At 28.5% G+C, this 13,681-nt stretch carries 13 protein-coding genes; 3 read left to right on the forward strand and 10 right to left on the reverse strand.

Annotated elements, in window-relative coordinates; translation table 11 throughout:
• Window positions 1-629 precede the first annotated feature (629 nt).
• Window positions 630-2,267: an alpha-glucan family phosphorylase gene (gene glgP / locus BR66_RS0120480; protein ID WP_026884588.1), complete on the forward strand. Its 1,638-nt coding sequence runs from the start codon at window positions 630-632 to the stop codon at window positions 2,265-2,267.
• Between the two features lie 155 nt (window positions 2,268-2,422).
• Here glgP and BR66_RS0120485 read toward each other — a convergent pair whose 3' ends face one another.
• From BR66_RS0120485 to BR66_RS0120515, 7 genes are all read right to left on the reverse strand, one after another.
• Window positions 2,423-2,968: a YcxB family protein gene (locus BR66_RS0120485; protein ID WP_026884589.1), complete on the reverse strand. Its 546-nt coding sequence runs from the start codon at window positions 2,966-2,968 to the stop codon at window positions 2,423-2,425.
• Window positions 2,969-2,987: 19 nt separating this feature from the next.
• Window positions 2,988-3,914: a methylenetetrahydrofolate reductase gene (locus tag BR66_RS0120490; RefSeq protein WP_026884590.1), complete on the reverse strand. Its 927-nt coding sequence runs from the start codon at window positions 3,912-3,914 to the stop codon at window positions 2,988-2,990.
• A 65-nt stretch (window positions 3,915-3,979) separates the two neighbouring features.
• Window positions 3,980-4,450, reverse strand: coding sequence for a hypothetical protein (locus BR66_RS0120495; protein ID WP_026884591.1), 471 nt, complete (start codon window positions 4,448-4,450; stop codon window positions 3,980-3,982).
• A gap of 109 nt (window positions 4,451-4,559) precedes the next feature.
• Window positions 4,560-5,609: a response regulator gene (locus BR66_RS24395; protein WP_051624327.1), complete on the reverse strand. Its 1,050-nt coding sequence runs from the start codon at window positions 5,607-5,609 to the stop codon at window positions 4,560-4,562.
• An 18-nt stretch (window positions 5,610-5,627) separates the two neighbouring features.
• Window positions 5,628-6,797: a response regulator gene (locus BR66_RS0120505; protein WP_026884592.1), complete on the reverse strand. Its 1,170-nt coding sequence runs from the start codon at window positions 6,795-6,797 to the stop codon at window positions 5,628-5,630.
• Window positions 6,798-6,826: 29 nt separating this feature from the next.
• Window positions 6,827-8,113, reverse strand: a complete 1,287-nt coding sequence (locus BR66_RS0120510; RefSeq protein WP_026884593.1) for a response regulator — start codon at window positions 8,111-8,113, stop codon at window positions 6,827-6,829.
• Between the two features lie 80 nt (window positions 8,114-8,193).
• Entirely contained in the window at window positions 8,194-9,885 is a 1,692-nt protein-coding gene (locus BR66_RS0120515; protein WP_051624328.1) for an ATP-binding protein, read from the reverse strand.
• Between the two features lie 235 nt (window positions 9,886-10,120).
• Between BR66_RS0120515 and gloA2 the strand changes: the two genes are divergently transcribed.
• Window positions 10,121-10,507 carry an SMU1112c/YaeR family gloxylase I-like metalloprotein gene (gene gloA2, locus BR66_RS0120520; RefSeq protein ID WP_026884595.1) on the forward strand — a complete coding sequence of 129 codons (387 nt, stop codon included), beginning with the start codon at window positions 10,121-10,123 and terminating at the stop codon, window positions 10,505-10,507.
• 55 nt (window positions 10,508-10,562) lie between these two features.
• On the opposite strand, the gene folE2 is transcribed toward gloA2, so the two are convergent.
• Both folE2 and queC read right to left on the reverse strand, forming a co-directional pair.
• Window positions 10,563-11,366 (reverse strand): GTP cyclohydrolase FolE2, encoded by an 804-nt coding sequence (gene folE2 / locus BR66_RS0120525; protein ID WP_026884596.1) that lies wholly within the window; start codon window positions 11,364-11,366, stop codon window positions 10,563-10,565.
• A 20-nt stretch (window positions 11,367-11,386) separates the two neighbouring features.
• The gene (gene queC, locus BR66_RS0120530; protein WP_026884597.1) at window positions 11,387-12,067 is read right to left on the reverse strand and encodes a 7-cyano-7-deazaguanine synthase QueC; all 681 of its coding nucleotides are present in this window, start codon (window positions 12,065-12,067) and stop codon (window positions 11,387-11,389) included.
• Between the two features lie 155 nt (window positions 12,068-12,222).
• Between queC and BR66_RS0120535 the strand changes: the two genes are divergently transcribed.
• Entirely contained in the window at window positions 12,223-13,092 is an 870-nt protein-coding gene (locus BR66_RS0120535; RefSeq protein ID WP_026884598.1) for an aldose epimerase family protein, read from the forward strand.
• Between the two features lie 32 nt (window positions 13,093-13,124).
• Here BR66_RS0120535 and BR66_RS0120540 read toward each other — a convergent pair whose 3' ends face one another.
• A complete protein-coding gene (locus BR66_RS0120540; RefSeq protein ID WP_026884599.1) occupies window positions 13,125-13,538 on the reverse strand; it encodes an acyl-CoA thioesterase in 414 nt (137 codons plus the stop codon).
• Window positions 13,539-13,681 lie beyond the last annotated feature (143 nt).

Genomic DNA, 13,681 nt, shown 5'->3' on the forward strand with positions numbered 1-13,681 from the left:
ATTTACATAGTCAATCGATTTTGTTGAATGTGTTAAAATAATCCTCTTTAAATTGATAATTTATCAATTGTATACTATATTTTAGTTTTATTTTATCAATTTAATATATTTTAAAGGATCGCATTAACATATTATAGATATTGTTATTATACTTATGCTAAATAAGCAAATTATATGCTGATTTATGTATAATACTCGAATTGTATATATGAGATACAATGTAACTGTAAATAATTTTAATTTATTTACTTTAACTATGGAATGCTAGTGTCCACAGCATCCTTGCCATTAATTAAACATTAATTGATAAATATTTTTATTAATATAATAACATTTATCATATTGCTTAAATCATAAATATACTTTTTATATCTTAGCTAAACATATATGTTTACTATATTTACATGACATTACTATCTTATTCATTATTTGTCAATAATATCTCCTCATAAATATGAAAAATATTGCATTAATTGAATTTATTTTTTAACAATCATATAATTCTCATATAATAAAGTAGGGATCTTTCTATTCTAAGATAAAATTATTTGTGCAAACGATTGCGTAAGTGTTGATAATAATATATAATCATTATTGTAAACATATTTTTTTAATTTAAGGAGGATACTATGGACATAAAATCACTTCCGAAAATTGCATATTTTTGTATGGAATATGCATTATATTCTGACTTTAAAACCTATGCTGGAGGTCTTGGCATACTTGCAGGTGACTACCTAAAAGGTGCAAAAGACATGAAATTACCTTTAATAGGTATAGGTATTAGATGGAAACAAGGTTATGGAGAACAGGTAATAGGAAAAGATGGTTTGCCTTATGATGCCTACCATAATTATAAACACGATTTTTTAGTTGATACGGGTATAAAAGTGTCAGTAAAAATCAGAAACGTTGATGTTTTCTGCAAGGTGTGGAAATGCGAAAACTTTGGTAATAATCCAATTTATCTTCTTGATACAGACATTCCAGAAAACTCTGAAACTTGGATAACTGGACAACTTTATGGTTGGTTTGGTGAAGAACGAATTGCTCAGGAAATGGTATTAGGCATTGGTGGAATTAAAGCTTTAAGAGCACTTGGAATCCCAGTTGATGTTTACCACTTTAATGAAGGACATGCGGATCTTGCAGCTATAGAATTAATCAGAGAGAAAATGGCTTCAGGGTCTACCTTCGAAAATGCCTTAGAAAAAACAAGGGATGAAGTTGTTTTCACAACCCATACACCTATTGTTCAAGGTAATGAATCTCATCCAATTGATAAACTTGAATTTATGGGTGCTTTTAATGGTCTAACAAAAAATCAAATGATACAGATTGGCGGAGATCCTTTCAATATGACCGTTGCAGGATTAAGACTATCAAGAAAATCAAATGCAGTAGCTCAGCTTCATGCTGAAACTGCTAATAAAATGTGGAAAGACGTTGCTAACAAATGCACGATAATTGGAATAACAAATGCTATACACAAAGGTACCTGGGTAGATCCAAGAATCACAAAAACTTTTAATGAACATGGAGACCTTTTATCTACTCATAATGAAATAAAAAAAGAACTAATCACATTTATAAATGAAAGGACAAATTCTACTCTAGACAAAGATAAACTTTTAATTGGTTTTTCAAGAAGAGCTGCCCCATACAAAAGAAGTGATCTTATATTCAGAAAACCTGAAATAATAGATCCATTATTAAAGCAAGGTAAAATACAAATAGTATTTTCTGGGAAAGCTCATCCTTTAGACGATATTGGAAAAGAAATAGTTGCCAATTTAGTTGTTATGATGAAAAAATATCCAAACGCAGTAGTTTTTTTAGAAAATTATGATATGAATATAGGTAGAATGCTAACTAGGGGATCAGATATTTGGCTTAACAACCCAAGAAGGCCTTTAGAGGCGAGTGGTACTTCAGGAATGAAAGCTGCAATGAATGGTGTACTTAACTGTTCTATACTTGATGGATGGTGGCCAGAAGCATGCAATGACGGCATCAATGGATGGCAATTTGGTGATGGAGTTGGTATCGTTGACGGTAACGAAAGTGACGAAGACCTAGCAAAACTTGACAAGCATGACTGTGATGCCTTATATAACGTACTACTGAATAAAGTATTACCAACCTACTATGACAATAAAGTTAAATGGCAAGAAATGATGCACCAAAGCATTAAAAGTTGCTCTGAATATTTCGGGGTTGAAAGAATGCTTACAGAATACTATGAAAAACTTTATATAAAAAGTTAAGCTTCAAAAAATGCTTCTAACTTAATTCATAAAAACAAAAAAACAAGTGGATTTGTGCTAACAAAAACCCTTGTTTTTTTGGCATGGAAAGTGAATAAATATTCTAATTTATGTATTTTAAAACTTATCTTTGAACCTTAAATCTTTAAAATTTCCTACTTTAATTTAAGTTTTTCTTCATGTACATACTTTTTTAAAATTTCTTTTAAAATCTCAGGTTCATTATTTTCTCTATCTAAAAATCTTATGGGTATTATAAGTCCCTGATTTCTAGATGCATAAATTTCAATGATTCGTTTATTCCCTATTACTCTACTAATACTACTCCATTTTATCATATTTTTAGAAACATCAGAGGTGATTTTTATTCCTCTATCTGAAAATGTATACACGTATTCTTTTTTAATCAGCTCATCCTTATCAATTAAACTTTTGCAATTATAGCAAATAAATATTGGTGGTCCTACTACAAATAAAATAAATATTCCTGTACATGTATTTAGAAAATTATTATTTAATTTTCCATATTTATTATAATAAGATAACAATGTATAGGATAATATAACTAAACTTGCAACAGATATTCCCATCCATATTTTTGTTCCTACTTTTCTATAATAATTATTCGCAGTATAAGCCAATAAATCCTTAAATTTCATTTCCACTTTTACTACCATTTCATCTGTATTAACTTTTTTCATTCTATTTAACACATCCATTTCATTTAATTTTTCTATTCATAATAGCTTTTATATCTTTTGTAAGCTGAATGGAGGCTTCTATTTCAATTTTTCTATTTGATACACTTTCTATGCTACAACCTATTGGTATTCCTTTTTCAAGTCCAAAATCCAATAATTGTTCAAATGTATTTATTGAAAGATCTAATGATTTCTGAAGTATATCATTGGAATTCATTAAATCATTCTCAAGCCATTTTGGTATATTAATACCTAACCATTTCATAAACTCCAAAGTTTTTATTGATCCACAAGGTGTAAGATTTATTATTATTGGTACCATCTCTATGTTATTATTTCTACAATAATAATAATAGTCAGACAAGAAATTTTTTGCTGGTTCTACATCATAAACTGCCTGAGAAACAAAAAATTTACAACCATTTTGAATTTTACTTATTATTCTAAGATGTTCATCATCATATTTTGTGTGCCGTTCAGGTATAATTACCCCTCCAAAATTTAGTTTTGAATTTAATTTTCTGCTCAAACTATAAGCATCTTTTAAATTTAATCTAACCTTCTGAGTTTTAGCCGACGCACCCACGAATACTGAAAATCTATCCTTGTCCAAATCTGATTGAAGCCAATTGGATAATTCTGTTTCTCCGTACTTACCAACGCAACGATAAATTATTTTTGGAATCTCTAAATCCTCCAAATATTTTTCACTATAAATCTGAGGGTCTATGGTTTCTAAAAAAGGAAATGGTCTTTCTTCTGTTATTCTATCTTCTTCATCTTGAATGTCATATAAAATAAGTCCATCAATATCTGTATCTTTTATTCTCTCCATTTGTTTCTGAGAAATTTCTTTTACCTTCTCTTGTTCAGTGCCCTTTTTAGGTGGCGTTATTCCATAAATTAAAATCCCTGGTTCTTTATTTAATATCTTATCTTTAAGCATAATTATTTTAGTGTTAACCCTTACTAATAATAGCTCACACTAATTTCCCACCTCACTTTGTTTCGTTAAATTTTATTGTTCCAATGCGCAAACCAAGCATCTTTCTGAAATTCATTCCAGCATATAGTGACTCTTTCAAATGTAAACCAGAATTCAGAAAATCCGTTATTATCCCCAGTAATTTTACAAAAAAAATTATTATCATCTGCGTCTTCAGTTTCCACACTCAGTACTGACATGCCCTCTACAATTTTATTAAAATCAACCATTCTTACAACTGCTATTGATGATCCTTGCTTTTTAATATTAGACTTATCATATACAAATGAATTTATGATTTTGAAATTTTCAAATACAAGTTTTGCTTGTCCCGTACTTTTAGGAATTTGAAATTCATTAAGTGGATGATCTTTTAATATATCTATATGATCAAATCTAAATTCTAAAACTTGATTATCCATAGTAGCGTCCTTTATTTCACAATCATGCAAACCAATATTTTCAAAGGTATTTTCCGAAACATATTTATAATCCATATGACATCACTTCCTTATGTAAACTATACATTAATAATTTTTTAATAATTATACCACCATACACTATGCTTTCAAATAGAATTTTATAATTTCCATAAATAAATTAACTTTAGTATCTGTTTTTTACTGTAATTTCCAAATTTTCATGGCTATTTCCTGAACAATTAATATATCCATTTGTTTTTTTAAGGATTTCATTTAAAAAGGCAGATAACACATTTAAATGGGTAATATTTATGTTTTCTGAATGAGCAGTTTGTAACCTTATTACAACTGACAAAACATTTTTTTCTTTTAGTTCCTCAGTTGAAAACATAAATTGCAGTTCTATCCTATTCTCTTTATAAAAATTTTGTATTATTGAATTTACTATAGATGCAAGTACAGCAAATAAAAGTTTATAATCCCCATTAATAGTAAATTCATTGATTGCTTGGAACTTAACATTTATCATTTTTTGCTCATGTGTTTTAATAATATAATTACCCAAATCTTCCTCTATTCTTTTAACATTAAAGTTAACGTGTACACCCAATACAGAATCAATATAGTAACTATAAAAGTCTTTTACTGCATTACGATAATTATTAATTATAATGCTATCCTTGCCTATTTTAGACTCCAATAATGATATACTTCTAATAAAATAATCATTAAGTTCTACAAATTTTTCTAGACTTATTTTCATTCCTACAGTCTTATCCTCAAAGGATTTTATCATATTCTTATACAATATATTTTTAGTTTCCAAAGCCTTTCTTAGTTCCTTATTAATTTTTTGTAGATTGTAATAATCAACAGCCTGTCTTATGCCAACAAGGAAGTCCTCTTCAAGGTCCCAAGGTTTTGCTATATATTTAAAAACTCCAACTTTATTTACAGTTGCTAGTACCTGTGAAATTTGAGCATATCCTGACAAGACAATCCTTAATGTGTTTGGATATTTTTCTTTTACAATTTGAAGTAATTCAAGCCCATTCATTTCTGGCATTCTCATATCTGTAACTATTACTGATATGTCATTTTCATTCATTATTTTCAAAGCATCTTTCCCCGATTCTGCATATAAACCAATAAACTTTTCTCCAAGTATTCCTCTACGTATAGAATGCAGTATTTTTACTTCATCGTCAACAAATAGAACCTTTGTATTATCCATTTCCCCACTTCCTTTTTATTACTCATGAATTTTACCTATTAAATCCTCACATGCTTTTTCAGTTATTCCTAAGTAGTCTAAAGTGCCTACATTAAAATCCATAAAAGTTTTTATTTTTAATAGTTTCCATGAATAATAATTTGCTATATGAGCAGCACATACTAGTTCCTTGTTAACAACTCTTTCGTCTAAAGGTTCATGGTGAAACATTGCAACTTCTATTATAGAATGTGGAACTCCCCACCAATCTAATAAATACCCACCCAATTCAGCATGTGTAACATTTAATACCTGTCTCTCAAAATCTAATGGCGATTCATTTGGATTTTGTTCTATAAGATCCAATATTTCAAAACATTCCTTCTTAAAATACTGAATTTCTAAAATTTTTCCTATATCATGTAAAAGCCCCGCTGTAGAGCAGTACTCCGGTATTTTTTTGTTAAGTAGTTCTCGATAAATTAGATGCAGTATCTTATTGGTCATAACAGCATGACTCCATAATACATCAATTTTAAGTTTTCCCATATCACCTTTTATATCAAACACATTACTTACTAGTACTATATTTTTAATATTATTAAATCCCAAAAATGATATTGCTTGTTTTATTGATCCAACATTTATGGAGTAGAATGCTGAATTGGCAATATGGAGTATTTGTGCTGACACAGATGGATCTTCTGTAATACATTCTGTGATTTTCTCCAAGGTTGCATCTTCATTTATTAAAGAACATAATCTGCTGTACATATATGGCAGAGTTGGAAGCACATCAATTTTGTCAATTATATCAAGTACTCTTTTTTCTTTACGAATATCCTCAAATTCACTTATTTGATTGATTAAATTCACAAAATTATTGTTGTCCCAAGGCTTAAATATATAAACCTTGGCTAAATTATTCTGAATAGCATCAAAAATTTGCTTTTCATCTGTATAACCACTTAATATTAATCTAAGCGTATTAGGATAGAGGGCTTTTGCTGCTTCTAGCAAGCTGTATCCGTTCATGTTTGGCATTCTCATATCCGTTACCATTATATTAATACTATTATTTTTTAATATTTCCAAAGCTTCATTACCACTTTCAGCTAAAAAAATATTATAATCATAGTCCATAAATAACCTTTTAATAGCTCTAAGAATTTGCTTCTCATCATCCACAAACAATATATTTTTTTTCACTGGTATCACCCTCATCCTTTTTGTAGAAGTTAAAATGGTAGTTTTACTGTAAATGCACTTCCTTTGTTAATTTCACTTTCAACATTTATTTCTCCATTATATTTGTTTACAATAAGATCATAGCAAACACTTAACCCAAGTCCAGTTCCTTCTCCAACATCCTTAGTTGTGAAAAAAGGATTAAAAATATCCTTTACTATTTCAGGTTTTATACCTGGACCATTGTCAGTAATTTTACAATTAATATATCCACTTTCTTCATATATCCTAATTAAAATCTGTCCTCTTCCATCCCTATATCTAGATTTAATTCCCTGGATGGCATTAAGAATTATATTGAAAAATACTTGACTTAATTCTCCTCTACTACACAAATACTCTCTACTAGTTTCAATTTTTTTTTCGATATCCGTATATTTTTTATAATCATTTCCAAGTACTATAATTACCTCATCGATAATATCTTCAATGCTGTTGCAAGTAGCCTCTGAACTTAGATCTGTGCTTGAAAAAGTAAGTAAACTCTTTATTATTTTACTTACTTTATCAATACCATCTCTAGAATCTATTAACAGTTCTTCAATATCCTCATCGATAAATTCTAATTTTTCAAAATCATCTTTAAGACTTATGGGCTTAGTTATACTATGGGCAACTATTACTTCATTTGTATCAATTTTCTGTTCCACTATAAGCTCTTTATAACTTTTTACTACTGCTTTATATACCATTATGTATTTATTTAGGGATTCATAATTACTTGACAAATATCCTAATGGGTTATTAATTTCATGTGCTATCCCTGCGGCCAAAGATCCAATAGCTGATAATTTTTCCTTTTGAATAAGCTGATATTGTGTTTCTCTTAACTGTATAGTGGTTCTCTTAAGCCTATCATTCTGTTTTTCAAGCATTTTTAAAGCTTCGATTACAGTATTTTGATTTGCCTTGATTCTAATAGCAGCTTTAACCCTTGAAATAAACTCTATCTCCTCAATAGGTTTAGTTATATAATCATTTGCTCCCAGTTCAAAACTTTTTTGTAAATTAGTTTTATCATTTAATGAAGTGAACATAAGCACGATTAAATCCTTAAATTCCGGATGTGATCGTATTTCTTGTAAAACTTCCAGACCTGTCATAACCGGCATAATTATATCTAATAGAACTATATCTATGGAACCTTCTTTAATTATTTCCATAGCCTCTACTGGTGAGTTACTTGTCTCTACATCACAATTGATATTGTTTTTCTTTATAACATCTTTGGCATGTTGTAAATTTAATTTTGAATCATCAACTATAAGTATTTTCATGATATTACCTCTCATTATTCAAAATTATTGTGTACAGTATAGCTACAATAAGGGATGTATTCTTTTTCAACTTTTTAAATTTAGCTGTTCTTAATAGGCAACTTTATAGTAAATGATGTACCTTTCCCAACTTCACTATTCACTATAATTTCTCCATGATGCTTGTTTTTAATTATATCGTAAGAAATGCTCAGCCCCAGTCCCGTGCCCATCCCAACTGGCTTAGTTGTGAAAAATGGAGCAAATATTTTACTCAAATTTTCTTTAGCTATACCTATACCACTATCCTCAATAATGCAATATACATATTCTTCATCCGCTCTAGTTGTAATTTTTATTTCTCCAAGTTCAGACTGTCCTTTTGATTTTATTGCCTGAGTTGCATTAATAATTATATTTAAAATAACTTGATTTATATGGCCTGGTATAGCCTGAATAATAGGTATGTTCTGTAAATTCTCTGAAATTTCTGCCGAATATTTAATTTCATTTTTTGATATTATAAGTGTATCTTTTATTCCTGAATTTAAATCATATTGTTCAAAATCTTCTTGATTAGCTTTATGTGAAAAATTCCTAAGCCCTTTTACAATTGCACTTATTCTTTTAATTCCCTGATTTGTATCATCATATAAATCTTCTAAATCTTCAAATATGAATGTCAAGTTTTCTGATTCATCTATATCATTTATATGATCAACCAATTTTTTATATATTTCCATATTAAAATTTTGGTATAAATCTTTGTATTGCTCAATAATTTTTTTTAATGAATTAACATATTTTTTTAATGTCTCAAAATTACTAGATACAAATCCAAGTGGATTATTTATTTCATGCGCAACACCTGATGCTAAATATCCAATGCTGGCCATTTTTTCATTTTGTATTAACTGACTTTGTGTATTTTTTAGCGTTTCCAATGTTTCTTTAAGTTCAATATTACTCTTAAGCAATCCATTTTCTGCTCTATTTCCTACATAGGAAAGGGCTAAAAGTTCACAGCATATTTGCAAAAATGCAATCTCTTCTTTTTGCCACATTTCTCGTTTTTGTAAACTATCAAATTCCACAAAACCTTCAATATGTTTTCCAATTTCTATAGGTAGTACTAAAATGGACTCTGATTGTTCTATAGATGGTATATACTTATATTTTTCATTCTTAGTAATATCATTTATTTTTAATACCTGATCTATACCTTGAAAACAATTGCTAGAATAAGTATTTTTAAAAGAATATTTTTTACTAATTGTAGCTTCACTAAACCAATTCCTAACATTATCTATATATTTATTATCATCCTTATACATATATATTCCTACTCTATCTACTCCCGAAAATTCACCTATTATTTCTAATACAGAATCAACATTGATGCTATAATCATTTTCACTTAAAAGTTGTCCTGAAATTTTCGCGAAAATTCCTTGGACTTCCGTTCTCTTAGATATATCTCTTACCTCAATTAAAAATGTATTGTCATTCTTCAGTTTTTTTAGACTAACCTCTACTGGAAATAATCTGTCATCTTTTGTTTTATGAACTGTTTCGTAAATAGTATCTGAATATTGTATGTTTTTAATTTTTCCAGCTAATTCTTCTACAACGTCATCGGTCATTAAATCTGTGATTTTCATAGCGGTCAAATTTTCTACATCGTACCCATATTTGTCCACTGAAGCTTTATTTGCATACAAGATTATCATTTCATTGCTAACTAAAAAAATCATTTCTTCAGTATCATCTAATAAAAATGTCTCTTTGCCCATATGTTCACCCCCACATAAAGAACCGGATAAAATATATCATATTTTTTATCCATAACTTCAAAAAAACTCTAATTTAATCGTATACAATATTCCACATAAATTGTCACATGTACATATAGTTATTGTATCATTAACATATATTCTAATCAATATATCATATAATGTCGAATCATGGAAGTAGATTTGAATATGTGCTATAATCTAGGATATAATTTAAGATTTGAGGAGTGTTATTATGAAATTTAATAAAATACATCATATTGCAATAATTTGTTCAGATTACAACATATCAAAAATATTTTACACAGAAATTCTAGGTTTTTCCATAATAAATGAAGTTTATAGAACTGAAAGAGATTCATATAAGTTGGATCTTAGAGTTGGTGATAATGATAGATTAGAACTTTTTTCCTTCCCTAATTCGCCTACAAGACCAAGTTATCCAGAATCCTGCGGACTTAGGCATATTGCTTTTCAAGTTGATGATATTGAAACTTGTGCTACCTATTTAAAAGAACATAACATAAAGGTTGAGCCTATAAGGATTGATGAATTCACAGATAAAAAGTTTACTTTTTTTAGTGACCCGGATGATTTGCCCATAGAAATATATGAAAGCTAACAAAATAACAAGGGACAAGTTATTAATAATTTTAACTTGTCTCTTGTTACTTTGATTATGCCTTAGGTATTTTTGTTACTTCAATTGTGGCAAAAGCGTCGTGGGGATGAATTGATTCTTGATTATGAGAGCTTACTTTAAACCATATAATTTTATGATTCTCATTCAGTTCTTTAGCTGTAAGTCTTACTATATCCTCAACGAATCTAGGATTTTCATATGCCTTCTCAGTAACATATTTTTCATCAACTCTTTTAAGTATTGGATACAGTTCACAACTAGCCGATGCTTCAACTATAGAAATTATATCCTCAATAAAAACTTCCTCATTATATCTAATTTCTACAATAACATAACCTCTTTGATTATGAGCTGAATATTCACTTATGGCTTTTGAACAAGGACAAAGAGTTGTTACTGGTACCTCTACATAAAGTATTAAATCAAATTCATCTGTTATTTTATTAAATTTAGATTTTATTTTGCATTTATATGGCATTAATCCTTGAAATTTAGATACTGGAGCGGTCTTTGTTAAAAAATATTTAAAATCTATATCTAAATATGAATCTTTTGACTGAAGTCTTTCACATATTTCATCTAACACAAATTTTATATCATCTTTGTAATTTTTTATATAAAATTTATCATTATACAATTGTGATAATATTATAGGTAGCCTACTCATATTTATGCCCTTTAAATTTTTTTCAAGACTAACTGCCATAGAAAAGTTTCCTATGGTTGAAATTATTTCACCATCTTTTTTCCCTATTCTAAGCGGATATTCTATATTTTCAACCCCCACTTTATTTATATTAAACTCAAAATTTCCTTTTTGGTTTTGTATATCTTCCATTTTCCTCACACCTTCAACTGCTATTTTGGAGTCATATATTCAACTGGGTCTTTATATCCAGCTTCTTCAAAAGCTTTTAATCTTAGTAAACAACTGTCACACTCTCCACACGCTTTTTCATATCCATTGTAACATGTCCAAGTTGATCCATAATCTACTCCAAGCTTAATTCCTAGTCTTATTTCTTCTGCCTTTGTCTTATTCATAAATGGTGCATGTATCTTTATTTTTTTATTATCTTTTACTGCACAAACAGTACCTTGGTTGATAGCATTTTCCATGGCATCTATAAATTCTTTTCTGCAATCAACATATCCTGAATAATCTACTTGGCTTACACCTATAAATATATCCTGAGATCCAATTGCCTCAGCGAAAGACGCAGCATAGGATAAAAATATCATATTTCTAGCAGGTACATAGGTTACAGGAATATCTTTCCTTTCTGCATCACCGTTAGGAACATCAATATGTGAATCTGTAAGTGCTGACCCACCCCAAGCATTCATATTAGTATTTACAATAATATGTTCTTTAATCTTTGCTCCATTTGCAATTTTTTTTGCAAAATCCAGCTCTTTTTTATGTCTTTGACCATAATTAAACGATATTGCATAAACTTCATAACCTTCAGATTTAGCTAAATATAATGCCGTACTTGAATCCAATCCTCCAGATAATAATACAACTGCCTTCTTCATCTTTATCACTTCTTTCATAACGAATAAAATTTCACTTTATTATATATGATAATTAGTATAACTTCAACTAATACAACTTGAGAATATTACCTGTATATAAAATTAATTTCTCTATATGGTATAATATAATCAAAATTTGTTTTAGGAGGATTATTATGTTTGATGTAAAAAACTATGAAGATAAGTATAAAATATATGAACTGATTGACAGTGAAAAAAAATCCTACATAAAAATATGTCCAGAAAGAGGAGGAATAATAATAGGTTTTGGAGTTAATGAAACCGAGACTCTTTACCTTGACAAAAAAACTTTTTATGATTCTTCTTCAAATATACGAGGTGGAATACCTGTTTTATTTCCACTATGTGGCCAATTACCTAATGGTAAATATGAACTTAATGGAACTCAGTATTCAATGAAAAACCATGGTCTTGCTAGAATAAATAAGTGGGAAGTAATTGATACTTCAGTAAAGGATAATGCATCTATTACAATAAAATTCCAAAGTGATGAGCTTACTAAAAAATCATTTCCCTTTGATTTTCAGGTCATATTCAAGTACACATTAAAAGGTAATGAGCTTACTATATCTCAACAATTCGAAAATAAATCAAATATTGATATGCCTATGTCAATAGGATATCATCCCTACTTTAAAGCTGAAAGCAAAGATGATATCTTTTATGATACAAATGCCACAGAATTTTTAGATAATAATGATATGAAAATAAAACCTGTTTCAAAAGAAAATATAAACATATCAAAAAGTGTTGAATCCAAAATATTATTAAATCATACTGGAAAATCATTCACTTTTAAATTAAATGATTTGAATAGAACTTTCACATTTACATATGACAAACTTTTCAAGTATATAGTTCTATGGTCGGTAATTGATTCTGATTTTGTATGTGTGGAACCTTGGTCTGCGAAAAACAGTTCACTTTCCACAAAACAAGATCTGATTTATGTTAAACCAAATGATAAATTAGATTTTAGTATTTCCTTAAAAATCGAATTATAAAATAAAGGTTGTATAAATGATTAGAACATCATCTATACAACCTTTATTTTTTCCCAAAGTTCTGGATATTTTCGTTTTAAATTTATTATCCTAAATTCCTTACTACTTACAAATGCTTGAACTGTGCTTCCTTTAGCTAATATCTTCCCATCTATTGCTCTAAACACTTCATATTGAAAAATCACTTTTACCCCAGTTATTTCTTCAATATTTGTTTTAATTATAACTTCATCACCGTACTTAGCACCTTGTATATATTTACAGTGAGTTTCAATTATAGGCATCATTATTCCCATATCTTCCATGTCTTTATATGTAATATTGAGCTTTGCTATAAATTCATCTCTAGCAACTTCAAACCACACATAATATTTTGAATGGTGTACGATTCCCATTTTATCAGTTTCAACATATCTAACTTTAAGCCTTGTTTCATTAATAAACATGTTATCCCTCCTAATTCTTATGTTTATATATTATACCATATTAACATTGCTATATTTTAAATTCGGATATCTTTACAACAAATATCTATAAAATTTTGTATATTACATTGTTGAATATATATACATAATGCTTTATTATGTAA

The organism is Clostridium akagii DSM 12554 (genome assembly GCF_000686725.1).
Taxonomy (GTDB): domain Bacteria; phylum Bacillota; class Clostridia; order Clostridiales; family Clostridiaceae; genus Clostridium_I; species Clostridium_I akagii.